Origin of the sequence: Streptomyces sp. NPDC088747, from assembly GCF_044751025.1 — a bacterium.
GTDB lineage: Bacteria > Actinomycetota > Actinomycetes > Streptomycetales > Streptomycetaceae > Streptomyces.
Window position 1 is genome coordinate 384,060 of the sequence record NZ_JBIVKZ010000002.1, and the last position, 24,841, is coordinate 408,900.

Annotated in this window: 27 protein-coding genes; 15 read left to right on the top strand and 12 right to left on the bottom strand. The window is 71.5% G+C overall.

Annotated elements, in window-relative coordinates:
• Window positions 1-25: 25 nt before the first annotated feature.
• The 3 genes from ACIP79_RS06195 to ACIP79_RS06205 all read left to right on the top strand — a co-directional run bounded on the left by ACIP79_RS06195 (window position 26) and on the right by ACIP79_RS06205 (window position 2,488).
• Window positions 26-955, top strand: a complete 930-nt coding sequence (locus ACIP79_RS06195) for an alpha/beta fold hydrolase (RefSeq protein WP_401219989.1) — start codon at window positions 26-28, stop codon at window positions 953-955.
• Between the two features lie 202 nt (window positions 956-1,157).
• Entirely contained in the window at window positions 1,158-1,571 is a 414-nt protein-coding gene (locus tag ACIP79_RS06200; protein ID WP_401219992.1) for an ATP-binding protein, read from the top strand.
• A gap of 86 nt (window positions 1,572-1,657) precedes the next feature.
• Window positions 1,658-2,488, top strand: a complete 831-nt coding sequence (locus tag ACIP79_RS06205) for a hypothetical protein (protein ID WP_401219994.1) — start codon at window positions 1,658-1,660, stop codon at window positions 2,486-2,488.
• Window positions 2,489-2,691: 203 nt separating this feature from the next.
• Here ACIP79_RS06205 and ACIP79_RS06210 read toward each other — a convergent pair whose 3' ends face one another.
• Window positions 2,692-2,895, bottom strand: a complete 204-nt coding sequence (locus ACIP79_RS06210) for a cold-shock protein (RefSeq protein WP_010986199.1) — start codon at window positions 2,893-2,895, stop codon at window positions 2,692-2,694.
• Window positions 2,896-3,265: 370 nt separating this feature from the next.
• Here ACIP79_RS06210 and ACIP79_RS06215 point away from each other — a divergent pair, with 370 nt between their 5' ends.
• The gene (locus tag ACIP79_RS06215; protein WP_383679988.1) at window positions 3,266-3,496 is read left to right on the top strand and encodes a hypothetical protein; all 231 of its coding nucleotides are present in this window, start codon (window positions 3,266-3,268) and stop codon (window positions 3,494-3,496) included.
• Window positions 3,497-3,643: 147 nt separating this feature from the next.
• On the top strand, window positions 3,644-4,471 hold the full coding sequence (locus tag ACIP79_RS06220; RefSeq protein WP_401220000.1) for a hypothetical protein: 828 nt from the start codon (window positions 3,644-3,646) through the stop codon (window positions 4,469-4,471).
• Between the two features lie 24 nt (window positions 4,472-4,495).
• Here ACIP79_RS06220 and ACIP79_RS06225 read toward each other — a convergent pair whose 3' ends face one another.
• Window positions 4,496-5,218: a L,D-transpeptidase gene (locus tag ACIP79_RS06225; protein ID WP_401220003.1), complete on the bottom strand. Its 723-nt coding sequence runs from the start codon at window positions 5,216-5,218 to the stop codon at window positions 4,496-4,498.
• Entirely contained in the window at window positions 5,208-5,783 is a 576-nt protein-coding gene (locus ACIP79_RS06230) for a SigE family RNA polymerase sigma factor (protein WP_401220006.1), read from the bottom strand. The genes ACIP79_RS06225 and ACIP79_RS06230 overlap by 11 nt, the downstream gene beginning before the upstream one ends.
• 150 nt (window positions 5,784-5,933) lie before the next feature.
• On the opposite strand from ACIP79_RS06230, the gene ACIP79_RS06235 reads away from it, so the two are divergent.
• The 7 genes from ACIP79_RS06235 (at window position 5,934) to ACIP79_RS06265 (ending at window position 12,708) form a co-directional block, all read left to right on the top strand.
• On the top strand, window positions 5,934-6,854 hold the full coding sequence (locus ACIP79_RS06235; protein ID WP_401220008.1) for a L,D-transpeptidase: 921 nt from the start codon (window positions 5,934-5,936) through the stop codon (window positions 6,852-6,854).
• Window positions 6,855-7,045: 191 nt separating this feature from the next.
• The gene (locus ACIP79_RS06240) at window positions 7,046-7,591 is read left to right on the top strand and encodes a hypothetical protein (protein ID WP_401220010.1); all 546 of its coding nucleotides are present in this window, start codon (window positions 7,046-7,048) and stop codon (window positions 7,589-7,591) included.
• A gap of 92 nt (window positions 7,592-7,683) precedes the next feature.
• Window positions 7,684-8,247 (top strand): SigE family RNA polymerase sigma factor, encoded by a 564-nt coding sequence (locus ACIP79_RS06245; protein WP_401220013.1) that lies wholly within the window; start codon window positions 7,684-7,686, stop codon window positions 8,245-8,247.
• Complete coding sequence (locus ACIP79_RS06250; RefSeq protein WP_401220016.1) at window positions 8,244-8,993, top strand: hypothetical protein; 750 nt, start codon at window positions 8,244-8,246, stop codon at window positions 8,991-8,993. Before ACIP79_RS06245 ends, ACIP79_RS06250 begins: the two co-directional genes overlap by 4 nt.
• A gap of 509 nt (window positions 8,994-9,502) precedes the next feature.
• Window positions 9,503-11,086, top strand: coding sequence for a transglycosylase domain-containing protein (locus ACIP79_RS06255; RefSeq protein ID WP_401220019.1), 1,584 nt, complete (start codon window positions 9,503-9,505; stop codon window positions 11,084-11,086).
• A gap of 53 nt (window positions 11,087-11,139) precedes the next feature.
• Window positions 11,140-12,213 (top strand): tyrosine-protein phosphatase, encoded by a 1,074-nt coding sequence (locus ACIP79_RS06260; RefSeq protein WP_401220022.1) that lies wholly within the window; start codon window positions 11,140-11,142, stop codon window positions 12,211-12,213.
• Window positions 12,214-12,486: 273 nt separating this feature from the next.
• Entirely contained in the window at window positions 12,487-12,708 is a 222-nt protein-coding gene (locus tag ACIP79_RS06265) for a hypothetical protein (protein WP_081218430.1), read from the top strand.
• Between the two features lie 48 nt (window positions 12,709-12,756).
• On the opposite strand, the gene ACIP79_RS06270 is transcribed toward ACIP79_RS06265, so the two are convergent.
• Entirely contained in the window at window positions 12,757-14,799 is a 2,043-nt protein-coding gene (locus tag ACIP79_RS06270; RefSeq protein ID WP_401220902.1) for a TerD family protein, read from the bottom strand.
• Between the two features lie 213 nt (window positions 14,800-15,012).
• On the opposite strand from ACIP79_RS06270, the gene ACIP79_RS06275 reads away from it, so the two are divergent.
• Window positions 15,013-16,854, top strand: coding sequence for an alkyl/aryl-sulfatase (locus ACIP79_RS06275; protein ID WP_401220025.1), 1,842 nt, complete (start codon window positions 15,013-15,015; stop codon window positions 16,852-16,854).
• 15 nt (window positions 16,855-16,869) lie between these two features.
• On the opposite strand, the gene ACIP79_RS06280 is transcribed toward ACIP79_RS06275, so the two are convergent.
• The 7 genes from ACIP79_RS06280 to ACIP79_RS06310 form a co-directional block, all read right to left on the bottom strand.
• Window positions 16,870-17,646 (bottom strand): TIGR03943 family putative permease subunit, encoded by a 777-nt coding sequence (locus tag ACIP79_RS06280; protein ID WP_401220028.1) that lies wholly within the window; start codon window positions 17,644-17,646, stop codon window positions 16,870-16,872.
• Window positions 17,643-18,608 (bottom strand): permease, encoded by a 966-nt coding sequence (locus tag ACIP79_RS06285; RefSeq protein WP_401220905.1) that lies wholly within the window; start codon window positions 18,606-18,608, stop codon window positions 17,643-17,645. Before ACIP79_RS06285 ends, ACIP79_RS06280 begins: the two co-directional genes overlap by 4 nt.
• 362 nt (window positions 18,609-18,970) lie before the next feature.
• The gene (locus ACIP79_RS06290; RefSeq protein ID WP_401220030.1) at window positions 18,971-20,314 is read right to left on the bottom strand and encodes a helix-turn-helix domain-containing protein; all 1,344 of its coding nucleotides are present in this window, start codon (window positions 20,312-20,314) and stop codon (window positions 18,971-18,973) included.
• 278 nt (window positions 20,315-20,592) lie between these two features.
• The gene (locus ACIP79_RS06295) at window positions 20,593-21,225 is read right to left on the bottom strand and encodes a Uma2 family endonuclease (RefSeq protein WP_401220033.1); all 633 of its coding nucleotides are present in this window, start codon (window positions 21,223-21,225) and stop codon (window positions 20,593-20,595) included.
• 64 nt (window positions 21,226-21,289) lie between these two features.
• Window positions 21,290-21,931 carry a Uma2 family endonuclease gene (locus tag ACIP79_RS06300; protein WP_401220036.1) on the bottom strand — a complete coding sequence of 214 codons (642 nt, stop codon included), beginning with the start codon at window positions 21,929-21,931 and terminating at the stop codon, window positions 21,290-21,292.
• 77 nt (window positions 21,932-22,008) lie between these two features.
• Window positions 22,009-22,212: a DUF397 domain-containing protein gene (locus tag ACIP79_RS06305; RefSeq protein ID WP_401220038.1), complete on the bottom strand. Its 204-nt coding sequence runs from the start codon at window positions 22,210-22,212 to the stop codon at window positions 22,009-22,011.
• The gene (locus ACIP79_RS06310) at window positions 22,187-23,020 is read right to left on the bottom strand and encodes a Scr1 family TA system antitoxin-like transcriptional regulator (protein WP_401220041.1); all 834 of its coding nucleotides are present in this window, start codon (window positions 23,018-23,020) and stop codon (window positions 22,187-22,189) included. The genes ACIP79_RS06305 and ACIP79_RS06310 overlap by 26 nt, the downstream gene beginning before the upstream one ends.
• An 86-nt stretch (window positions 23,021-23,106) precedes the next feature.
• On the opposite strand from ACIP79_RS06310, the gene ACIP79_RS06315 reads away from it, so the two are divergent.
• Window positions 23,107-23,553 (top strand): ATP-binding protein, encoded by a 447-nt coding sequence (locus ACIP79_RS06315; protein ID WP_401220044.1) that lies wholly within the window; start codon window positions 23,107-23,109, stop codon window positions 23,551-23,553.
• 58 nt (window positions 23,554-23,611) lie between these two features.
• Window positions 23,612-23,932 carry a DUF6401 family natural product biosynthesis protein gene (locus ACIP79_RS06320; protein ID WP_401220047.1) on the top strand — a complete coding sequence of 107 codons (321 nt, stop codon included), beginning with the start codon at window positions 23,612-23,614 and terminating at the stop codon, window positions 23,930-23,932.
• A gap of 7 nt (window positions 23,933-23,939) precedes the next feature.
• Here the strand turns inward: ACIP79_RS06320 and ACIP79_RS06325 are convergent, their stop codons facing one another.
• Window positions 23,940-24,731: a hypothetical protein gene (locus ACIP79_RS06325; protein WP_401220050.1), complete on the bottom strand. Its 792-nt coding sequence runs from the start codon at window positions 24,729-24,731 to the stop codon at window positions 23,940-23,942.
• Window positions 24,732-24,841 lie beyond the last annotated feature (110 nt).

Here is a 24,841-nt window from a genome sequence, read left to right on the forward strand (position 1 = left end):
CCGCACCACTGAGAGGCAGCGAACCATGTCCCCGACCATCCCGGGCTTCGCCTACCACCGCATCCCCGTCGCCGCCGACGTGTCCCTCAACGTCGCCGTCGGAGGGTCCGGCGGCACCCCCGTCGTCCTCCTGCACGGCTTCCCGCAGACCCACCTGATGTGGCGGCACGTGGCCGCCGACCTGGCCGCCGATCACACGGTCATCTGCCCCGACCTGCGCGGCTACGGCGCCAGCGACAAGCCGGCCGAAGCGTCGGAGCCCCCCGAGGCCGGGCACCCGACGACGTACTCCAAGCGCACCATGGCCGCCGACGTCGTCGCCGTCGCCCGCGAACTGGGCCACGACCGCTTCGCCCTCGTCGGCCACGACCGGGGCGCGCTCGTCGCCGTCCGTGCCGGACTCGACCACCCGGGCACGGTCACCCACCTCGGCTCCCTCGACGTCCTGCCCACGCTGGACATGTGGGACGTGATGCACGGAACCAGCGCGGCGGTCGGCTTCCACCTCTATCTCATGGCCCAGCCGCCGGGCCTGCCGGAGGAGTTGATCGGCGCGGCCCCGGACGCCTTCTTCGGCCACTTCCTCGACCTGTGGGCACGGAGCGGGGGCGCCGAGGGTTCGGAGGCCCCGGCGATCCCGGACGACGTCTGGGCCGCGTACCTGAAGGCGTCGCGCGAGGCGGTGCCGTCGATCGTCGCCGACTACCGTGCGTCCGCGGGCATCGACGTCGCGCACGACCTCGCCGACCGCGAGTCGGGCAACAAGCTGCGGATGCCGGTCTCCGTCCTCCAGCAGGACTGGGGCGCCGCGCTCGGGTTCGACGCCGCCGCGCTGTGGGCCGCCTGGGCGCCCGATCTGGTCCACTCCACCGTGTCTTGCGGCCACTTCATGGCGGAGGAGGCGCCGGCCGAGGTCACCAAGGCGATCCGGGACCTGCTCACCCGGACGGGCTGACGACGGGCCGGGCCGCCTCCCGCATCCCCCGTAACCCCCGCCACTCTCTTAGCGCCTTTGTGACGCCGGACGCCGGTTGCGGATCACTCAGCGTGGGCATGACCCGTAGGCAGGACCGGCCGCGCACCGTATCGCGCGGGCCCGGACGGCGGGGGGTCCGACCGCCGGGAGTGCCGACCGTCCTGGAGGGGAGTGAGGTGTCATGCGTGCGCACGAGCGCGCTGTCCGGCAGACCGCCCGCGTGGAGTACACACTGCCGCGCACAGCGGTGTCGGCGGGGAGGGCCCGCAGGCTCACTTCGGCCTTCCTGACCCGGCCGCGGACGGACGCGCCGACCGCCGACCAGGTCGACGACGCCACGCTCATAGCCTCCGAACTCGTCGCCAACGCCGTCCGGCACGGCAACACCGGCTGCCGGCTCCGCCTCCAGCTCGCGCACGGCGAGGTGACCGTGGAGGTGCACGACGACTGTCCGGACCGGCCCAGCGTCCGCCCGCTGGACACCGACTCGGAGAGCGGGCGGGGTCTCGCGATGGTCCAGCAGCTCGCCAACCGCCTGGAGATCGTGAGCACCGGCTTCGGCGGCAAGACGGTCCGCGCGGTCCTGGCGGTGTGAGCGCCGGTGCGCCGGGCGGGTGACAGGGAACGGCCCGCCGACCCGCCTGGACCGATAATCACTTCGCTCACCTGTAGAGACGAACCATGCGTCTCTCTCGTATCCCCGGCATCCCGCGTGTCTCCCGTACCCGGAAGGCCAGAGTGTCGGCCGCGGCGGCGGCCACAGCCACGGTCGCCGCACTGACCGCGGTGCTCGTCACCGCAGGCGGGCCCGACGGCGAAGGCCCCCACGAGGGCTCGGGCCGGTCGGACTCCGGTTCCGCGGGCGACGCCGAGCGTACGGCGATGGCACTGACCCGGTTCCGGACCTCCGGGGCCGGCGGCCCGTCGGAGGTCACGGTGCGGCTCCCGTCGGCGGAGGCCGGGACGGTGACGGTGCGCGCCGTGGCCGACCACCGGCTGCATCGGGCGGTCGGCATGTACGAGGTGACGCGGGACGGCTCCTCCATGCGGGGCCTGCTCGCCTGGGACCTGGAGACGATCGCGGTACCCGGGTCCTCGAAGACGGCGCCCGACACCGGCGGCCCGGAGGCACGGCCGGCGGCGCCGGGCCCCGTGACGACCGCCGTCCAGGCCGCCCGCCGCGCGGCCACTCTGAACTCGGATCGGTGGAGACACCGCCCCTACGGCACCGCTCCGCTGGACCGGGCGCTGCACCTGGCGCTGTCGGTCGCCGCGGACCGCCCGGCCGGCAGCCGGCTCCCCGCCGAGTCCCGGCGGCTGTTGCCCCGGGGCCCGCGCGCCGAAGGCTCCGCCGTCGGCCCCGAGTCCTCGGCGCCCGCTCCGGCCTACTCGCTCGACGCCGCCGGCGATCTGCGCCGCGTCACGGCCGACGTGGCGCCCGGCCGACAGGCCACGGTCGACTTCGCGACGACCCGGGCCCGCACGGGTGTACCCGGCGCGCCGTGGGGCTGATTCTCGGCCCAACGGGCGTTTGAGGGCGAGGCCTTCGGGTAATGCGGGGGAAATCCGCCAGAGGTGTCACGGGGAATTCGCCGGAAATTCAATACGAGAATAAATAGAAAAGCAGATGGCCGGGACTCGCACCCCGGAGGGTACGGATCCCGGCCACCTGAAGCATCGACCGACTCAGAAGTCAGGCGTCAGCGGGTCCCGGACTAGGCGGGGACGATGTTCTCCGCCTGGGGGCCCTTCTGGCCCTGCGTGACGTCGAAGGTCACCTTCTGGCCTTCCTGGAGCTCACGGAAGCCCTGGGTGGCGATGTTGGAGTAGTGGGCGAAGACGTCGGCGCCGCCGCCGTCCTGCTCGATGAAGCCGAAGCCCTTTTCCGCGTTGAACCACTTCACGGTGCCAGTAGCCATGTCAAATCTCCTTCGGGGCAAAGCTCGAGGACCCACACTGTGTGGGTCCGCGTCTGCGCGATGTTGCCCCCTCCGGAAAAAGCACCGGATATTCAGAAGCGAACCGCCCGGTACGGACCGGGAAGTAAGCTCCAAGACTTTGGGAACCACAACTGCAACTGATATCGACACTAGCACGGGATGAGCCCGATGTGGGCGCGCTATCTCACCCCTCTCGGGGGAATAAAGAAACTCCCCGCAGTGCGATCCAAATTTCTCTCTCCGCCAGGACAGATATTCATCCCCGCCGGGCGCAGTGATCACCTGCCCCGGCCGCCGCCAGGCACGCTCCCGACTTGCCGGGCCCGGCCGCCGGGGGTGCGCTGGAGACATGACGACCGAGCCCGGCGCGGTCTCCGAGACCTTCGCGTTCGCCTGCGGGAACTGCGGACACGCCTGGGAGGCGACCTTCCAGGTGATGTTCTTCACCGACCCGCTCGACCCCACAGGACAGACCACCCAGGAGTACGTCGACGAGGACGGCGCCGCCGTCAGGTCGCCGCTGAACGACGCGGTGTGCACGAGATGCGGGAGCCGGCGGGTCCGCGTGTCGGCCGGCTGACCGGCGTGTCGCACCCGTGACCCACCCGGCCTCGCCCGCCCGGACCCACCGGACCCAACCCGGACTCACCCGGACGGACCGGTGCGCTGGTGGGCGCCGGGGTCCGGTGGTGGCGTGGAAACTCTCGCGCCACCAGGAGGCCCCGCCATGAACCGTCGTCCCTCCCGTGTTCTCGCCTCCGCGCTGACGGCGGGCGTCCTGGTGTCGGCGTCCGCCTGCTCGGGCGTCCAGGGCGTGGAGCCGACCAACGAACGGCCCACCGCGTCCCCCGCCGCCCCCTCGTCCCCCGCCGCGTCGGCCACCTTCTCGCTCACCGTCACCCAGGCCCGCGACGCCCTGCTCGGTCCCGCCGAACTGGGTGAGCGGTGGTCGGCGACACAGGGCGGGGCGACCTGGCGGGACGGTCTCCTCAAGGGCAGGACGGACGTCCCGGACTGCCAGCGGCTGCTCGACGGCCTGTACGCCGAGGACCTGCTGGGCAAACCGAAGGGCCCCGGTGCGGTCGTGGGCCTCGACGAGAGCGACACGGAGGCGCAGTTGCGCTACCAGGTCGCGGCGTACGGCGCTCCGGCTGAGGTGGACGCGAAGATGGCCTGGCTGCGGACGCTGCCGGAGAAGTGCGCGGAGTTCACGTCCACCGATGTCAGGGGCGTCCGGCAGACGGTACGGGTGCGGCCCGCGGCCCTGCCGGGCGTGGGCGACGCGCGCGAGGGGCTGCGGATGACCGTGAGCGCCGAGGGCGACCTCTACGGCGAGACCCCGACGCTGACGCTGGACTTCGCCGCCGTGCGGGTCGGGGACAGGGCCGTCTCGCTCACCAACGGCGGACTGGGCGGCGCCGAGGAGGACTTCACCGCGCAGGCCGTCCAACTGGGCACCCAGCACCTCCACGACGTCCTCACCGACCGGCCGCCCGCACCCCGGCCCACCGACCGGCCCTCCGACCGGCCCAGCTCCGGCGCCGAACAGGGCTGACAACGGGCGGGGAGCCCGTGGACGTCACGACGCTATGGCCGTGGGCGCTTCCACGGCACCGCCGGACGCGGCCGTGGGGGTCGGGGAGGCCGGCGACGGAGCGTTCGCCGCCGAGGACGCGGATCCCTCGATGTCGACCACGGATCCCACCTCCAACTGCCCGTACAGCCACTGCGCGTCGCTCGGGCGCAGGCCGATCCAGCCGGACGTGAGGTCGTAGTTGCCGGGGGCCTTGTCGTCGTAGTTGAGGCCGGCGATGTAGTTGGTGGTGCCGTCGGGGGCGCGGAGTTCGACGTACCAGGAGACCTTGATGTCATAGCCCGCGAAGCCGAGCTCGTCCGCCGGCACCAGCTTCGTGGTCGTCCTGGCGGCGACCGTCATGCGGCCCGTCGCCGTGGGTGTCTCCGGGGCGCCGGAGGAGAGCGGCAGTTCGCGGCCCGCGACCGTGACCACCCGCCGGGACAGGTCGACCGTGGCGTCCGCCGCGGCGGCGGGGCTGGCTACGCCGGTGGGGCTCGCGGCGGGGCCGGGGTGTCCGTCCGTGCCGCCGCCGAGGTTCAGGGACACGACCAGGGCGAGCGCGGCGAGGACGGAGGCACCGGCGGCGGCTGTGGCCGTACGGCGGTGGCGTCGGCGGCGTACCGCCCTGCCGCGGATCTCCGCGCCGGACACCGGCGGAGGTGTCTCCCCGGTGGCGGCCAACTCGCGCAGTTCCGCGACGAGTCCGGAGGTGAGTTCATCGGACACGGTCGTCCTCCCTCTCCCCTTCGCCGACCGGACCGTCGGAGCCCGCCCGCCGGGCCGGGCTCCCCGAGTCCCTGCCACCCGCCGCGCCCGCCGAATCCGCCGAGAGTTCCCGGGCCAGCGCCGCCCGGCCACGGGACAGCCGGGCCTTGACCGTCCCCACGGGGGCGCCGGTTTCGGAGGCTACCTCCTCGACGCTCAGGTCGCACAGATGGTGCAGAACCAGGGCCATTCGCTGCGGCTCGGGCAGGGTGCGCAACGCGGCGACGAGAGTGGCGCGTTCGGGGCCGGGCCCGGGGACCTGCTGCGGCGGCGGATTCCGGCGGACCAGCTCCAGCCAGCGGCGCGCACGGCGCCAGCGGCTCACCGCGAGCCGCATCGCCACCGTCCGTATCCATGCCTCGGGCGCCCCGTCGAGAAGGAGCTCCCGGCGCTGGTCCCAGGCGCGGACGAACGCCTCCTGGACGACGTCCTGCGCCTCGCCGTGGTCCCCGGTGAAGGCGTAGAGCTGGCCGGTCAGCCGGGGGAACGCGGTCGCGTAGAACGCGTCGAACTCTTCCTCGGTCATGCCCCCCGCCGGAGTTTCCGGAAAATCCCAAGTCCCGTGCAACCCGGCGGTCGGTGCCGTGCGTACAGGTCCCGTACGTCGCACATCGAAACACATCACAGGGGGATCGGGATGACCACGGGGACCAGGACGACACCGAGGGGCAGGGGAGTGAGGAGCGGCCGGGCGGCCCGCGCGACGAGCGCGGCGGCGCTGTGCGCGCTGACGCTCGCCGGCTGCTCGGCACAGGCGGCGGCCGGGGGGCCGTCGCGGGAGGCGAACGCCCGGGTGGCGGAGGCGAGGCCGAGTGTCACGGCGAAGCCCACGCCCACCCGGACGCCGCTCAGGGCGCTGGAGGGCGCGCACATCAACATCGCCGACGGGCAGACGGTCGGCGTCGGCATGCCGATATCCGTCACCTTCGATCGTGCGATACCGGCTTCCGAACGGGCCGACACCGAGCGGCAGTTGAAGGTGAAGGCCGGGGTCGACGGCTCCTGGAGCTGGGTCAAGGACCGCAATCTGCTGGACGGGCAGCGAGTGGACTTCCGGCCGCGCGAGTACTGGACCCCGGGCACCGAGGTCACCGTCCGGGCGGGCGCCGGGATCACCCGGACGTTCACCGTGGGCCGTTCGCTGGTCGCCACGGTCGATGTCCGCAGCCACACCATGAAGGTCGTCAAGGACGGGCGGACCCGGACCGTGCCCGTGACCACGGGCGCCCCGGGCATGGAGACCTGGAACGGCACGATGGTCGTCTCCGACAAACAGCGCGAGGTCTTCATGGACTCGCGCACCGTCAACTACGGCGACGCGTACGCGGGTTACTACTCCTATGCCGTGCACCTCACCACCTCGGGCACCTATCTGCACGAGAACCCGAAGGCGAACACCTACGCCGGGCGGCAGAACGTCACGCACGGCTGCGTCGGGCTCGCCACGGACGGCACGGCGAAGCGGTTCTACGACGAGGTCATCCCGGGCGACGTCGTCACGGTCGTCGGCTCAAAGGACACGGTCGCCGTCGGCAACGGATACGGCGACTGGAACGCGAGCTGGGAGGAGTGGCGGGCCGGCAGCGCGCTGGGGTGACCCACCGCCCGGAGAAAACCCGGCGCGGGTGTCAACCGGCCTGTGCCCGGCGGGAGTTTGAACGGGTGGAGAGGCGCCCTCCGACCCACCGCGGTACTCGTGTCCCGCGGTTCTCGTCCAGCAGTACTCCAGCAGTACTCCAAGCTCATCCGGGCCCCAAGGGTCCGCGCGACAAGAGGAGTTGTCCGTTCATGACACGGATACAGCAGTACGTGGCCGTCGCGGCGGTCGCCGCCGCGCTGGTGGGGGCGCCCACGGTGTCGTACGCCGCCGCACCGGGGACAGCGGCGCACGGCACCACCGCGCACGCTCCTTCGGCCCGGATCGTCGCGCCGGGCGAACACGTCACGGGCGCCCCCGGCTTCGAGCTCTGGCTCACCGCCGAGGGCAAGTTCTGGACGACGCCCGGGAATCCGGAGCCGCAGTTCCGCAGTGTGACCGACGGGAACATCGACCTCGGCCGGCCGGGCGTCTCGCTCCAGGCCGAGGGCGACCAGGGGCACTACGTCCTGTCCGGCCTCTACTACGGCGGCAAGGGCACCGCCTCACGGGTCGCCGTCGAGACGTCGGCCGGGACCGTGCACGGTGAGCTCCTGGAGCTCGCGGGCAAGCCGAGCTGGGGTGTCTGGTACGCCACCGCCGACGTGCCGGCGGGCGGGGACGGATCCGACGACCTCCGCTCCGTCACCGTCCACGACACCAGAGGGCGGGTCTACTCCCAGCTCAGGCTGAACTGAGCCCGCGGGCGGGGGAGTCGGGTTGTTCAGGTCTCGACTCCCCCGCACCGCCTCCTCCCCCCACGCAACCGATTCCGAGGACACCGCCGGCCGTGCAGTCCAACTCATCCGCCACCCCCGAGGTCGGGCCCCGGACCGTGTCCCCCGACGGTGACTTCGCCGCGTACGCCGCCGCCTCCTGGCCCCGTCTGGTCCGCACGGCGCACATGCTCACCGGCGACTTCCACGAGGCCGAGGATCTCGTCCAGACCACGCTGGCCAAGGTGTACGCCCGCTGGCGGCGCATCCCGCGCGACGACGTCGACTTCTACGTACGCCGCTCGCTGGTCAACAACAACCGCAGCCGGGTGCGCAGAAGACGTGTCGTCCATCTGCTGACGCCGTTGCTGCCCGAGCGGATGCACCAGCGCGAGCCGGGGCACGCCGAGGAGATCGAGCAGCGCGCGGCGCTCGGCCAGGCGCTGAGTTCGCTGTCGGCGCGGCAGCGCGCGGTGCTGGTGCTGCGCTACTGGGACGACCTGAGCGAGGCCGACATCGCCCAGGTGCTCGGCTGTTCGGTCGGCACGGTCAAGACCCACGCGCGGCGCGGGCTCGAATCGCTGCGCGCCCACCCCCTGTTCGCCGGCCGTCATCCCGTCCCCGGAGCCCGCCCATGAACCGCCCCTCCCGTAACCAGACTTCACCGGCCGAGGCCGAGCTGCTGCGTGAGGTGTTCGCCGAGGCCGCTCTCGACGTCACGCCCTCCGTGGTCCCGCTGGCCGCCATCGAACGCGAGGGCAGGCGGCGCAAGCGGCGCCGCAGAGCCGCCGTGCTGGGGGGCGCCTGCGGGGTGCTGCTGGCGCCGCTGGCGGTCGTGGTGCTCCAGGGGGGCATCTCCCCGGACGCCTCGGACGGGAGCGAGCGGGTCGACCCGCCGGCGGCGAGCTCCGGTCCCCGGCCCTCGGTCTCCGCGTCGCGGGCCGGGAAGGTGCGGGTCGTGACGCCGGGCGAGCGGGTGAAGGTCTCGACCGGCGTCGAGATCTGGCTGACGGAGGACGGCAAGCACTGGTCGGAGCCGGACCAGCCCACCCAGTTCCGCAGCGTGACCGACGGCAACCTCGACCTGAGCACCCCTGGCGTCAGCCTCCAGGAATCGGGCCAGGACAACGGCCTCTTCTTCCTCTCCGGCATCTTCTACGGCGAGGGCGAGCCGTCCCGCGTCGCCGTCGAGACCCTCGCGGGCGACCTCGACGGCACGGCACTCACGCTGGCCGGCCGGCCCGGCTGGGGCGTCTGGTACGCCGAGGTGAAGGTGCCGCAGGCCCTGCTGTCGTCCTCGGACGCGGCGACGGGGGTCACCCGGAGAGTCACGGTGTACGACTCCGCGGGCGGCGTGATCGCGACCCAGGAGTTCTCCGCGTGAGGGCCGCGATACGCGACGCGGTGGCGGCCGTTCGCACCGGTGCCGTACGCCGGATCCGCGGCGGTGCCGGTGCCGTACGCCGGGGCGGGTCTGGTGGTGCGGTACGCCGGGACGCACCTGGCACCGCCAGCCCGACCGGAGCCGATGCCATACACCGGGACGGACCCGATGCCGAACGCCCGGACGCACCAGGTGCCGCAGTCCGCCGAGACCGTCCTGGTGGCACCAGCCCGACCGGAGCCGATGCCATACACCGGGACGGACCCGATGCCGAACGCCCGGACGCACCAGGTGCCGTAGTCCGCCGGGACCGTCCTGGCGCCGCCAGCCCGACCGGAGCCGGTGCCATACACCGGGACGGACCCGATGCCGTACGCCCGGACGGACCTGGTGGTGCAGTCCACCGGGACCGTCCTGGTGTCGTGCGACGGATTCGCGCCGGTCTCCTGCGTCGGCTCCGGGACCGGCGCAGGCGGGTTCGGCGTACCCGCGGGCGTCGGCTGCGGCGTGTGCTCGTCGTACTCCTCGCCCTGCTCCTCGCCGTCGCGGGCGCGGTCGTGGTGGCGTACGAGATGACGGGCATTCCCGAGCCGCACCCGGAGACGGCGATGCAGAGCACCGTCTTCGTCGACTCGCACGGGGAGTACCTGGGCAGGCGGGGGCCGGTGGACCGCCGGCAGGTGCCTCTCTCCCAGGTGCCGCGCCATGTGCAGGAGGCGGTGATCGCCGCCGAGAACCGGTCCTTCCGTACGGACAACGGCATCGCGCCGACCGCGATCGCGCGGGCGGCGCTCGCCGCGCTGACCGGGGGTGCCCGGCAGGGCGGTTCGACGATCACCCAGCAGTACGTGAAGAACGCGCTGCTGACCCCGGAGCAGTCGCTCTCCCGCAAGGCTCGGGAAGCCCTGATCGCGGTGAAGCTGGACCGCACCCGGTCAAAGGACGAGATCCTGGAGGGCTACCTCAACACGGTCTACTTCGGGCGCGGGGCGGCGGGCATCCAGGCCGCCGCCCGGAACTACTTCGGCGTGGACGCAAAGGAGTTGACGGTCAGTCAGGGCGCCGCGCTCGCGGGCATCGTCAACATCCCCTCGTACTACGAGAAGGCGGGCTCCGATCCGGAGGTGACGGCCACGCTGGTCGAGCGGTGGGAGTGGGCGCTGGACGCGATGGCCGACAGCGGCGCCGTCACGGCCGCCCAGCGGAGCGCGGCCCGCTTCCCCGCCTTCCGTTTCTATCCGCCCGGAGACACCGACGGGCAGCGCCAGTACCTGATCGACGTGGCCTCGGCGGAGGCCGCCGACCGCCTGGGCATCAGCCAGGACGAGCTGGCGCGCGGCGGTTACACCGTCCGCACCACCTTCGACCTGGCCGCGCAGAACGCGGCGGCGGAACTCGTGGAGGACGCCGGGCCGTCCCCGAGGGACCGCCAACTGCACGCCGCCGTGGTCGCGTTGGTGCCGGGGGACGGCGCGGTGCGGGTGCTGTACGGCGGCGCGGACTACGCGCGGCAGCCCTTCAACGACGCGCTGGACGGCGCGGTGGAGGCGGGCACGGCGCTCGGGCCGTTCGCCGTGACGAAGCTCGGCGCGCCGCTGACGGACCTGGCGCGCAGCGCAGCGCCCACGCCGATGGAGCTGGCGTCGGCGTGGGCCACGGTCGCGGACCGCGGTACGTACGCGGAGCCGTACACGGTCGCGAAGATCACCCGGGGCGGGCGGACCGTGCACCGGACCGAGCCCCGCACCCGCACCGCGATGGAGCCGTTCGCCGGTGAGGCGATCGCCAAGCAGCTCTACAGCGAGGGCGTGGACGCGCCCGTCGTCGCCGGCGCCGGGGCCACGGGCTCGCACACCGGCGGCGCCGGAACCCGCACCCGGTGGGAGACCACGTACGACGGCCGGCTCGCCGTCACCGTCGCCCTCTTCGCGCAGCACCCGGCACAGGGCAAGCGCCCGCCCCGCACCGCCCAGCTGCCCGCCGGTGCCTTCGGCCTGGCCTTCCGTGTCAACTGGGAGGTACGGAGCCGGCTGGCGCCCGGGGCCTGGAAGGCGCCCAGCCCCGTCGCCGGTCCGACATCCGGGGTCCGTTAGAACGCCAGTCCAAATACATCGGGAGTTCGTTCGCGCCGCAAAGCATCCAGGTCATGAAGATCACCTCCGCCGCCGGTGTCGCCCTCGCGCTCGCCGCCGTCTCCGCCTCCGCCTCCGTCACCGCGCCCGTGGCCTCGGCGGCCCCCGCGCACGGTCACGCGCACGCGAGCTCGCAGCGCATCCCGTTCACCAGTGCGACGGTCACCGCCGGTGCGGAGGGCTCGTACCGGATCGTGTGGAACGCGCCGGGCGTGCGCAAGGTGGTCGTCAGGGCCGGCGGCCACGTGGTCGCGCGGGGCGGTTCCCGGGGTGACGTCACCGTGCGCGGGCTGGCCGCGGCCGACCGGCAGTGGTTCGACCTGGTCCCGGAGCGCGGCGGTTCGCTGCACCTGGCCGACCGGCTGATCAAGCTCGACGGGACCGTCAACTTCCGGGACGCGGGCGGCTACCGCACCCAGGACGGCCACTGGGTGAAGATGGGCGAGATCTACCGCTCCGACGCCCTGGACAAGCTCACCGCCGCCGACCTCGGCAAGCTCGGCCGCCTCGGCATCCACGCCGTCTACGACCTGCGGATGGAGTCGGAGCGCACCGCGGCCCCCGACCGGGTGCCGTCCGGCGCGACCTACACCGTCGCCGACGTGCTCGCCGGGTCCCCGACGTTCACCGCCATGCCGACCACCGAGGCCGAGGCCGTCAAGATGATGGTCGACGGCGAGAAGTACATGGTCAGCGGCGACAGCGCGCGGGCCGCGTACACGGCGGTCTACACGGGCGTCGCGGACAAGGACGGTGTCCTCTACCACTGCACGGCCGGCAAGGACCGCACCGGCTGGTCCAGCGCCGCGCTGCTCACGGCCCTCGGCGTCCCCCGTTCCACCGTGACGGCCGACTACCTGGCCAGCAACACCTACCGCGCCGCCGCCAACGAGGCCGCCCTCGCCGCGATGCCGCCGGCCCAGGCCGCCGTCTACAAGCCCCTCCTCGACGTACGGGCCGAGTACCTCAACTCCGGCTTCGACGAGGTCACGGACGAGTACGGCGACTTCGGCACCTACCTGAAGGACGGGCTGGGCATCAGCGGACGGGAACTGCGGGAGCTGAAGAGCGAGCTGCTCGTCGGCTGACCCGGCGCCGAACCGGGTGATCGCGAATGGCGCCGGTCGCCGGGGAAGCCGGGGGAGATCATGGAGCGGCGTGATCCCGTCGCCGTGACCTCTGTCTCGTCCCCCGCGTGCCCGCCCGGGGGACCGTCCCGCGAACCAGGCCGATCGACGACGCGGACCCGAACGGTTGAGCGGACCGGCCTCGCCCGGAGCCGAGATCAACTCCGCGCAGAGCCGGGATCGAGACCTTCAAGCCCTACCGCGCGAAAAAATAGGGCCCATACTGGTTCTACGATGACGAAGCCATCCGCGCCCCGGCGCCACCTGCCCACCAGCCCCTTCGCCGCCCCGGTCGTCCCCGTGGCCAAGGAGTTCAGCCTCGGAGACCGCGTCTCCCACGACCAGTACGGCCTGGGCACGATCGTCGGCGTCGAAGAGGGCATCGCGATGCTCGTCGACTTCGGCGCCCGCCAGGTCCGCGTCCTCAGCCCCTACACCCGGATGGACCGACTCTGACCCACCCGCGGTGAGTCCGTCCCCCCTCCACCACCACCCCCGTCCACCTCACCCCGCGAAAGCCGCCTCCACAGCCTGCGGAGCCCGCGGCGCGCGGCGGTGCAGGTGGACGACTACGTTCGTGTGAAAACGGTCGACGGATTCATCGACGCTGCGGATGAAGCCGCTCTCCGCGTTGCCGCGGGTGTTGCCCATCCCCCTGAAGAGGGAGAGCCGGAAACCGGAGATCTGCGCCCCGTTCTTGGGCAGGATGTCCGCCGGCTCGGGGCGCAGCCGCTCCAGGGTGCCCCGGGGCCCGGCCGTCCGGCCCTCGACGAGGGTCTCCACGTGCAGGTCGGCCGGGGCCTCGTCCAGCCGGCGGACGAGTCGCTTGGCCCATGTGAGCGGGTAGCCCTGCTCGGGCGCCGCGATCTCGATGGACGTACGGAGCTTGCCCGTGCGCAGGTCGGCGCAGAGCGCCAGAATTCCGGGCGTCCCCTCGATACGCAGTTCGGCGTCGAGTCTTCCGTCCAGGCAGAGCTGGTCCGCCATCGCCGCGCGGCGGGCCCGGGGATCGGTACCGCGCTTGGCGCGCTGAACGGGAAGCACCTTCTGGCCCAGTTCGCCGCCCAGCCGCAGGCAGACCTGCCGGACGAGCCGCTCCCAGCTCTCGACGACGACCACGGCCCGCGAGTCGCCCTGGCAGAGGGTCTCGTCGTCGATCCCCTTGCGGACGGGCACCCAGGCCGGGCCCATGTTCTGGAAGCCGTGGCAGCCGGAGTTCTCGTGCTGGAGGTAGTGCAGGAGCTCCTGGAGCAGCCACGCGTGCGCGGCGTTGGCGAGGCCCTCGTGGCGGATCAGCATCTGTGCCTGATGTGTCACCTCGGCCCATGACAGATGCCAGAGCGCGATCTTGTTCTTGCGTCGTCCGTCCGTCTTGACGTCGACGAGCGGAGTGCCGTCCAGTTCCACGTCGTTGGACAGCGTGATCACGGCTTCGTAGCCCCGCCGGGCGGCGATGTCGGCGTAGGCCTGCACCTGATCCGGCTTGAGCGGGTTCCCGTTCGTCTTCGTCTCCACGAGCGCGGTCCACAGCTTGCCCGCCCGCTCGATCCGGATCACGCCGTCCGGCCGCCGCGGAGAGTCGCCGTTCGGCAGCGAGACCTCCGTGAACGTCTCCATCCGCCCGGCCGGCGCTCCGAAGGCCGCCGTGAGCCTGCGCCCGAACTCCGGCACCTGGGCCATCACCGAGAGCAGTACCGACGTCGCCCGGGTCTCGCGCTCCCGGTCGCTCTTCAGGGCGGGGGCCGGGAAGAGCCGGGCGGTCCGCCAGGAGTCGTTCTCGGCGAGGGACTTCTTGGCCACCTTGGGCAGGGTGACCTTCTTCTTGGCGGTACGAGGGCGTGCGGCGACCTTCACGGCGACCGCCACCTCCACCGGCTCGCTCACGGCCTGCGCCGGGACGGCGACCACCACGGCCGGCACCGGAGTCTCCACGACCATCACCGCGGCCACCGCCCGCGCGTCCTCCGTGTCCCGCGCGTCCTCCGTGTCCTGCGCGGCCTCCGGTTCCTCCTCGTCGTCGATGTCGACGCCGAAGTCGCAGGCCAGACCGGCGAGACCCGACTCGTAGCCCTGTCCGATGGCGCGGAACTTCCAGTCCCCGTCCCGGCGGTAGAACTCGCCGAAGAGCAGCGCGCCGACCGCCCCCGCGTCCTCGATGGAGAACCGCAGCAACTCCTCCCCGGCGCCGTCGGCGAGTGTCAGACGCAGGTCGTGCAGATCCCCGAATTTCGCGCCCCCGTGGCGGCTCGCCGCCACGACGATCTGTTCGACCTCCGGCGGGATCGCGGTCAGGTCGAAGGTGATGCGGTCCTCGTCGCCGTCCGACGTCGGCGACTTGCCCAGGAGCTGCACACAACCGTCGGGCGCGACGGGGTTGTTGTAGAAGTAGAAGTCCGTGTCCGCGCGCACTTTGCCGTCGGCGGCCAGCAGCAGTACGGAGACGTCCGCGTCGCCCTCCCCCGTCGGGCTGCTCCAGCTCAGGCTCACCATCACCGAACCGGTGTCCTCGCTCAAGGAACCCAGTCCGACGTTGCCACCCTTGACCATCTCGTGCATGAGGCCCCCCAGATGCACAGCCGGCCGGGAGCGAGCCCGGCGGCCTGTTATCGAAAAAGTGCGTGACGCGCCTCACACTCGGCACGTCCTGGTCACCCTAACGCCGACCTCGACCGGTTGGCGGCGATTCGTCACCTCTGCCGCCCCCGCCCCGGACGGCCCACACCGCTCGCCCCCCGTCACCCCGCCGCGCACGCTGGGCGTATGACTGCCGTGTCGCGTGATGAGCTGCCCGTCGAGGACCGGATCGACTTCGAGAACGCTGATCGGGGGTTCGTCGCGGCGCTGGTTCCCGGGGTGGTCAGGGACGGGGAGGGGCGGGTCGTCTATGACGGGGACGCGTACGCGTTTCTGGACGAGGGCGGCTGCCCTGACACCGCGCATCCGAGTCTGTGGCGGCAGGCGGGGCTGTGCGCGCGGCAGGGGTTGTACGAGGTCACCGAGGGTGTGTACCAGGTGCGGGGGCTCGATCTCTCGAACATGACGCTGGTCGAGGGCGAGCGCGGGGTGATCGTCGTCGACCCGTTGATCTCCGCGGAGTGCGCGGCGGCGGCGCTCGGGCTCTACCGGGAGCACCGCGGGGAGCGGCCCGTCACCGGGCTCATCTACACGCACTCGCACGGTGACCACTTCGGCGGCGCCCGGGGTGTGCTGCCGCACGGCACCGAGGAGGGCGTGCCGATCCTCGCCCCGGCGGGCTTCCTGGAGCACGCGGTCAGCGAGAACGTCTACGCGGGCAACGCGATGGTCCGCCGCGCGAGCTTCATGTACGGCGACCGGCTGCCCAAGGCCCCCGACGGCCAGCTCGGCGCGGGCCTCGGCACGACCACGTCGACCGGCACCATCACCCTGATCGCGCCGACCGTGGACATCACGCGCACCGGCCAGGAGGAGACGGTCGACGGCGTCCGGATCGTCTTCCAGCTCACCCCCGGCACCGAGGCTCCGGCCGAGATGAACTTCCTCTTCCCCGAGCGGCGCGCGCTGTGCCTGGCCGAGAACGCGACCCACAACATGCACAACATCCTGACCCTGCGCGGCGCCGTCGTCCGCGACGCGCGGATCTGGTCCCGCTACCTCGACGAGGCGATCGACTTCTTCGACGACGCCTACGACGTCGCCTTCGCCTCCCACCACTGGCCGACCTGGGGACACGACAACGTCATCCGCTTCCTGGCCGAACAGCGCGACCTGTACGCGTACATGCACGACCAGACGCTGCGGATGCTCAACAACGGCCTGACCGGCCCCGAGATCGCCGAGGAGATGCGGCTGCCGCCCGCGCTGGACAAGTCCTGGCACGCGCGCGGCTATTACGGCTCGCTGAGCCACAACGTCAAGGCGATCTACCAGCGTTACATGGGCTGGTACGACGGCAACCCGGCCCACCTCTGGGAGCACCCGCCGGTCGAACTGGCCCGCCGTTACGTCGACCTGGCGGGCGGCACCGAGTGGGCGCTCGCCAAGGCCCGCGCGTACGCCGACGAGGGCGACCTGCGTTTCGCCGCCACGCTCCTCAACCACCTGGTGTTCGCCGAACCGGAGAACACGGAGGCCAAGGAGACCCTCGCGAACGTCTACGACAGCCTCGGGCAGGGCTCGGAGAACGGCACCTGGCGCAACTACTACCTGACGGCCGCCCTCGAACTGCGCCAGGGAGCCGGCCGGGTCGTCATCGACACCGCCAACGCCGAGATGGCCTCAGCCCTCCCCGTGAGCATGCTCCTCGACTCGCTCGCCGTCCGGATCGACGGCCCGCGCGCCTGGGACGACCACCTGACGATCGACCTCGTCGTGACCGACGACAACCACCGCCACCGGGTGAACCTCCACAACGGCGCCCTCACCCACCGCGCGATGCCCGTCCACCACACCCCGAAGCCGCACGCCGGTCTCACCCTGACCCTCACCAAGGCGCAGCTGCTCGGCGTCTTCGCGGGCCAGGGCCTCACCGGTGTCGAGACCGACGGCGACCCCGAGCTGCTGGCCCGCCTCTTCTCGTACGCCTCGGAGCCGGACAAGTCCTTCCCCGTCGTCACGCCGTGACGCGGGGCCGACGGCTCAACGGCGCTCGTACGGGTTCGCCGGCTGTTTCACCTTCCGCACCGACGTGGAGTCCAGTACGGGCGGCCACGCCTCGTCGGAGCCGAGCTCGCCCTTGGGGTGCCAGGTGCCGGTGACGGTGACCCAGGTGTCGTTCGCGGGGGCGTCGGCGCCCCTGATCTCGATCTTGTACGTACTCGCGTCCGCCGCGCAGCAGGTGATGAGGAGCCGGGCCAGGTACCAGGTGCCGTCGTCGCCCCGGGTGACGAAGCCGGTCATCTCGACCGTCCGGCCCGTCAGCGACCCGCCGCTGTCGTAGATGGCCCGCGAGGTGTACTCGCCCAGGGTGAGGGCCACCGGATCCCCGGCGGGCAGCGCCGGGAAGGTGCCGACGCCCTGCGCGGCGCGCTGTTCGGCCTCGCGGTCGGCGCTGTACGAGCCGAGCGCGGGCGGCGGGAAGAGGAGCAGCGCGGCGGCGGGGACGGCGAGCAGCCAGGCGATGCGGGGGGTGCGGTGATGATCGTGGCCGTGGTCCGGGTCGTGGTCACCGTGCTCGTCGTGGCCGTGGTCCGGATCCCCGTCACCGGGTTCGTCGTGGCCGTCACCGTCGTCCGGTGTTCTCGCCGCTCGTACGGCGCTCAGCGCGCTCAGCGTCAGCAGGACCACCCCGGAGGCAATCAGGTAGACCTTCAGCCCCGCCTGCACGTATCGCAGGTACAGATCACTGAGGACGGTGATCCTCAGTACCGCCGCGCCGCTGAGCAGCAGCAGGACCGCGGGCCCGAAACGCCTCACAGCAGCCACCACCCGACCAGGACACTGCTCACGAGGGCCACCACCCAGGTCACGGAGGAGAAGCGGACGGCGAAGGACTTTCCGAAGGTGCCCGCCTGGAGGGCGATCAGTTTCAGGTCGACCATCGGGCCGACCACCATGAAGGCCAGGCGCGCGGTGGGCGAGAAGCCCGTCAGGGACGCGGCCACGAACGCGTCGGCCTCGCTGCACACGCACAGCACGACGGCCAGTACGGCGAGCAGCAGGACGGAGAGCCACGGGGAGCCGGTGAAGAGGTCCAGGACGGACCTCGGGACCACGATGTTGAAGGTCGCGGCGGCCGCCGCGCCCAGCACCAGGAATCCGCCCGCGTGCAGGAAGTCGTGCTGGAGCCCGGCGCGGAAGCCGTCCCAGCGGGAGCCGTCCGCCTTCGTACGGGCCTGTTTCGGCAGCCGGATCCACTCCTCGCGTCCGAAGCGGACCCACAGCCAGCCCATCACGACGGCCGTCGCGAGGGAGGCGAGCAGCCGGGCGAGGACCATCATCGGGGCGGCCGGGAAGGCGATCGAGGTGGCCACCATGACGACCGGGTTGATCGCGGGCGCGGACAGCAGGAACGCCAGCGCGGCGGCCGGGGTGACACCGCGCCGCATCAGGCTCCCCGCGACGGGGACCGAGGCGCACTCGCAGCCCGGCAGTACGACGCCGGCCGCTCCGGCGACGGGTACGGCGAGTGCCGGGTTGCTCGGGAGCAGCCTGCTGAAGACGCGCTCGGGGACGAAGGCGCCGATCGACGCCGACACGAGGGTGCCGAGCAGGAGGAAGGGGATCGCCTGGACGACGACCGCCGTGAAGACCGTCCACCAGGCCGACATCGCCGGAGTGGCGAGGTTCAGGACGGCGATCGGGCCCAGCACCGAGACGACGGTGGCGATGGCTAGCAGCGCGAGGCCGCCGAAGACCAGGTGGAACAGCACGCGCATCCCGAGCCGCACGCCGTCGCCCGGCCCGCGCCGGCGCGCCGGGTACTGCTCGTTCTCCACGTGCCTGGTCCCGCCTGCCCTCGGATGTACTGATCGCCCGCCGTCGCAGGCTAACGGGGGACGCTGTGCGGTGGCTGAGGATGGGGTTTTTCGCCCCTCCGCCCCTGCCCGTCCCGTTCCTGGGGGCTGCCGCCCCCAGACCCCCGCTTCGCGCTTCGCGCTCGTCCTCAAACGCCGGACGGGCTGAAAATCTCTAGCGCCGCCCGGGGAAAATTTCAGCCCCTCCGGCGTTTGAGGAGCGGGGGTTCGGGGGCGGAGCCCCCGAGTACGGGACGGGTAGGGGCGGAGGGGGCGAGAAAAGGTCAGAGCGGGGGCTGGGCCGGGGCGGGGCCGAGGGTGGTGGTGCCGGGGGCTGTGCGGTGGCCGAGGCCCGTGCGGTAGGCGTCGAGGGCCGCCTCCACCCGGCCGGTACGGCGGAAGAGGTCGCCGAGAAGGCGGCAGAGGTCGGCGAGATCGCCCGCGGCACCGGCCCGCTCCAGAAGACTCAGCGCACGGACGTAGTGCTCCTCGGCCGACTCCGTGTCCCGCGCGTCCTCGGCGATGATCCCGAGCAGCCGGTGCGCGCCGGCCGAGTGGACGGCACCGCGCTCGGGACTGAGATCACCGAGCACCTCATGGAGCAGCGTGGCCGCCTCCTCGGACTTGCCGAGCCGGTGCAGCACGTCCGCCAGTTCCACGGCGACCTGGCTGGTGTAGAGGGCGGCCCGCTTGGCGGAGAGCATCGCGCGGGCCTCCCGCAACTCACCCTCGGCCCGCTCCAGTTCACCGTTCTGGACGTACAGGTACCCGCGCATCCAGTGGCAGTTGGCCAGCTCCGTACGGATCTGGAGCTGGCGATAGAGCTCCGCGGCCTTGGCCAGCGAGGCGTCCGCCTCCGCCATCCGCCCCTCGGCGATCATCGTCCGGGCGACCGACCGGTGCATCCGGGCCACCAGCGCCGGTTCACCCACCTGGGGGGCCAGCGCGAGGGCGAGCTCGGCGGCCTGGGCGGCTCTGGCGTGCGCGCCCATGTCCATGTACGGCGCTATGACGCCGGCGTAGAGGAGCAGGAGGGCGTCCGGGTCGTGCATCCCGGTGCGGTTCAGCTCGTCGATGGTGGACTCGAACAGGTAGCAGGAGTAACGGAGTTCACCGGCGAGGTAGTGGGAGACGGCACGGCCGCGCAGGGCGGGCACACGGTTCGGCAGCGGGGCGTCACCCAACCGGCCCTCGGACTCCTCGAACCGCTTGCGCGCCGTCTCCAGATCGCCCGTCTCCAGGGCGCATTCACCGAGCCCCAGCAGCGCGGCGGCCTGCTCCGCGACCAGCCCGTGCGCCTTCGCCTCCGCGAGGAGACCGTCGTACTGCTCCGCCGCGACCTCCGCCTCGCCGGTCGCGAGGGTGCGCTGCGCGTCGGTGAGACGCAGGCGCAGATCGGTGGCGAGGTGGGCGGGGCGGCCGGTGACCAGCTCCTCGTACGCCACGCCGAGGCGCTCGGCGATGTGCCTGAGCGCGGGCTCGGAGGCCCGCACGCGGCCGGCCTCCAGCGTGGAGACGTAGGCCGGTGTGTACACCGGCTCCGCCAGTTGCTTCTGCGTCAACCCGCGTTCCGTACGCAGTTGTTGGACCCTGCGCCCGATGATCTCCGGGTCGTCGCGCTCCGCCATGACTTAAGCATGCCAGTAACCGGACTTACATTCGGTCAACTCTTGACTATTGTTCCAACTCCCCTTACTCCTCTTGCCCTTTGACACTCCCAACCCCTACGTTAAGCGCCAGATTAAGCCCGCTTAATACGCCGCTGTCGTTGCGAGGTCGCCATGCTCCGACGTATTTCCACCCGCTACACCAGAGGGATCGGCGCGGCTGTCATCGCGGTCGCGGCGCTCGTCCTTGCCGCGCAAGCGGGGCCCGCGCGGGCGGCGGAACCGGCCCACCACGCGCACTACGCCCCGGGAGCGGCTTCCGGCCCCTCGGGCTCCGGGCCCAGCATCATGTCCTTGCGGCTGTAGAGCGGCAGCCCACTCGTGTCCAGCTTCCAGGTGCCCAGCTCGGTCGTGATGGCGAGCGGAGTCCCGTACGGCTGCCTGTGCAGCCGGTTGCCGTAGGCCGGGCGCCCGTCGCAGGTGTCGATGTCCCACTGGTACGTCCACGTCCCGTCCCGGGGGTCGAGGATGAGGTATCGGGCAATGCCCATGGCGGGGTAGTCGCGGCTCTTGGCGTCGTAGTCGTTGCCGGGGTTCGACGGGGAGACGATCTCGATGGCGAGGTGGATCTCACGGCCGTGCAGCGGGCTGTCGGTCAGCATCGCCTCACGCGCGGTGACGATGAGGTCCGGGATGCGGAGCTTGCCGAGGGCGGCGTCGTCGGTGTCGGTCGCCTCGAAGGCGCCGATGCCCTCCGGGAGCTGAGGGGCGAGCTGATCGCGTACGTCCGAGGCCGTGACCCGATGGCGAGGGCGAGGGCTCATCATGATGACGAACGTGCCGTCGCTGATCTCCGGATAGGTGAACCCGCGCGGCGGGGTGAAGTGGTCGCGCAGTTCGCGAAGGTGCCGGTAGATGGCCTGCTCGGTCATGACGCGGTCTCCCATGGGACAAGCCGCTCGCCCCAGGGGCCAGTGCGTTCAGCACAACGCTGTTTCAGAACTCCGAGGTGTCCAGCTCGAACCCCAGAGGGGCGGGCAGGGGCACCGCCAGGCCCAGCTTGTGCCTGAGCGCCTTCGAGTAGTCGGCGCCGTCCGGCTCCGAGAACACCACGACCTCGCTCTCCTCCCGGTCGATCAGGAGGTAGACCGGGATACCCGCCCGTGCGTAACCACGGATCTTCGTCTCCCGGTCCCGTGCGGCGGTCGATCCCGAGGTGACTTCGGCGACCAGGATCACGGGCGCCGACTCGTGCCACTCGTCCTCGTCGTGGAAGCTGCCCTTGGGAGCGATGACCAGGTCGGGGATGACGTGCCCGGTCCTGGAGGCGCCAGGAACGTTCAGGCCGATGCCGGTGTAGCGGCCCAGCCCTCTGTCGTGGTCCCGGACCTGCCCACTGAGCTCCGACACGATCTCCTCGTGCTCCCCGTTCGCCGGTGGCACCACGTAGATCTCCCCTTCGACCAGCTCCACGCGCCAGCCCTCGGGGGCAGCCGCACTGAAGAGCTCGAAGGCCTGCTCGACGCCCACGGCGCCCACGTACTGGGGCCGCTCGTGTTCGCCGTCAGGATCGTCGTAGGGACCGTGAATGTACTCACCCTGGTACCCCGGCATGATGATCGGCTCCGCCGTCGCCATGGACAGACCTCCTTCGCTCAGCGCGACAGTCCCAGGGTAGACCGGCGGCCCGCATACGGAATCCTGAACGGTTCGCGTCACAGGGCGCCGGACGCGGCTGCCGTGGCGAAGGCGGTGAAGGCGGCGGGGGTGACCGCGAAGGCACCCAGCTCCGGGTTCTTGGAATCGCGGAGGGCTATGTGGGGGGTCAGGTCGGCGACCTCGACGCAGTCGCCGCCGGTGTTGCCGCTGTACGTGGACTTGCGCCACCGCGCGTTAGTCAGGTCCTGGTCGGTCCCCATAGCTGTCCTCCATCACGCGGGTGATCAGTGCCGCCGAATCCTCTACGGAAAGGGCTGCACCCTGCAAGGCAGCGTAACGGAGGGCCGCCTCCCGGACGGTCTCGGTGTTTGCGGTCATGTGCCCCGAGATGAGGTCTTCGGTGTACACGAGGTCGGGGTCGTCGTTGAAGCGAAGGGTGTTGAACGCCCCGATGAGGCTCGCGTGTTCGCCAGCGGCAAACGGGAGCACCTGGATTCTGACCCAGCGTTGGTCCAAGAAGCCCAACAGGTGGGCGAGTTGGTTTCGCATGATCTTGCGGCTGCCGATCGGCCTGTGCAGCGCGGCCTCGTCCAAGACCACCAGAACCAGCGGCGGACACTCCCGCTTCAGAATGCGCTGACGCTCCATCCTCGCCGCCACCAGGTCGTCGAGGCTGCCCTGCATACCGGTGGCCAGCACCGCCCGGGCATACCCCTCCGTCTGTAGAAGCCCGTAGACCATCTGCGCCTGATACGTGCAGATGTACGTAGCCCGCGCCTCCATCTCCGCGTACTGCTGAAACCAGGAAGGCAGTTGGCTCCGTAACACCAGCCCGATCAACCGCGAAAACGCCCCGCCCGTCATCAGCGCCGCGTCGAGGCGCTCGGCGAAATCCCTGGTCGGCACCTTGTGTGCGGTTTCGACCTGACCGATCAGCGAGCCCGTGCAGAAGATGACATCGCCCAGCTCCCCCTGCTTGAGTCCCGCCGCCTCTCTCTGGCGGCGCAGCTCCGAGCCGAAGTAGTCCAACGGGCTTGCACCGGGGTCGAGTTCGCGGATGTGGGCCATGGGACGGTCACCCCCAAGTCCGAACGCCGTGCGGCGTTCAATTCGGTCTGTAGCCGAGCGTAATCACTCCACTCCACGCTGGTGACATGAATCACGCAACTGACCTCCCCGACAGCGTTATTGACGCCAGGTACGGCATCAACTTCACCGTCGGTGACCACTCCGCCGGGCACCTCCGGCGGATCCTGCGGGCGTACCTCATCGCCTGGGAGATGCCGGAACTGACCGACGCCGCGGCGCTCGCGCTGACCGAGCTGCTCGCGAACGTCGTACGGCACGTACCCGGACGGCGCGCCGCGCTGCTGATGCTGCGGCGGGTGAACGGCGTACGGGTGGAGGTGACCGACACCTGCCCGCGGCCACCGTTGTCCACAGCTGTGGACGAGCTCGGCGAGGGCGGCCGGGGGCTGGTGATCGTGGCGGGTGTCACCGACCGGTGGGGGTGGCATCCGCTGCCGGGGCGGGGAAAGACCGTGTGGTTCGAGTGCCACACCGGCGACCGGGACACCGGCCCCACCTCGGGCGCGATGTGACGGAAAGCATGACAAAGGCCCCTCCCGTGGGCAGGGGCCGCGCACCTATTTTGGAGGGATGTCACCCCTGGTCGAGATCAGCCACGCGTACGCGCCCCGCTTCGCGGAGTTCGCGTTCGAGCCCGCGTTCACGGCTGCCGTCGACCAGCACGTGGCGGAGCTGCGGGACCGGCTGGAAGCCTCGGGCGCCGGGCTCGTGCCGGGCGCGCCGGACCGGGAGAGCCTCACCGACTACGCCCTCGGGTTCCTCGACGGGCTCGCGGAGCTGGACTGGCGCGAGCCCGTCGGTCATGACTACGCGGTGTGCCGGCTGACCGCGATCACCTGGCTGGTGACGCGGCACGGGCTGCTGCCGGAACAGCGGACCGGCGAGGAGTAGCCGTCGGCTACATGTCGTCCGTCGGGCCCGGCATCGTCGAGCCCGGCATCTCGGTCCGCTCCCGGACCGGCTGGTTCGACATCGCGTCCTGACGGCCGGCCTGGTAGGCGGACATGCTGCCCCTGGCGTTCATCGACTCGCGCTCGGCGGTCGTCAGCCAGCGCTCCCAGCGCTGGCGCATCGGGGCGATCATGCCGCCGCCGACACCGACGATCAGGATGCCCGCGACGGCGGCGAGGGCCGCGTACAGGACGGGCTGGGTGACCGTGGTGGCGATGCCCGCCTGGCCGAGCGCGGCGATGACGCCGAGGGCGAGGATGCAGGCCCACAGGACGGTGGCGACCGTCCTGCCGTACGAGACGGAGGACAGCGCGCTGCCGACGATCCCGCGGACCGCGTTCGCGATGGCCATGGCGATGACGACGAGGACCACGGCGACGATGCCACGCGGGATCCAGGCCACGATTCCGTTGATCATCGTGCTGACGGGGTTGGCACCGAAGACGCCCAGGGCGAGCTGGAGGGTGATCAGCATCAGCGCGTAGAAGACGATCTTGCAGACGATGCCGGTCATGTCGTACTTGGAGTCCTGGAGCAGGCGGGCCGTGCCCGCGCGGTCCGACAGGCGCTCGGAGCCGACCTTGCGCAGGACCCGGTCCAGGACCTTCGCGATCAGCTTCGAGACGAACCAGCCGATGGCCAGGATGACCAGGAAGCCGATCAACTGGGGGACGAACGTCGCCACCTTCGACCAGGCATCGTTCAGGCCCTGGGTGAATTCTATGGAGAGCGTGACCATGAGCGGTTCTTCCTTCGGTGGGCTGCGTCCCCCTCCCTCGTGGATAGCAGCGAACGGCCGCTCCGACCGTGGTGGGCGCCGCCATACAGGTGACGGCGGGTGACAGGCGG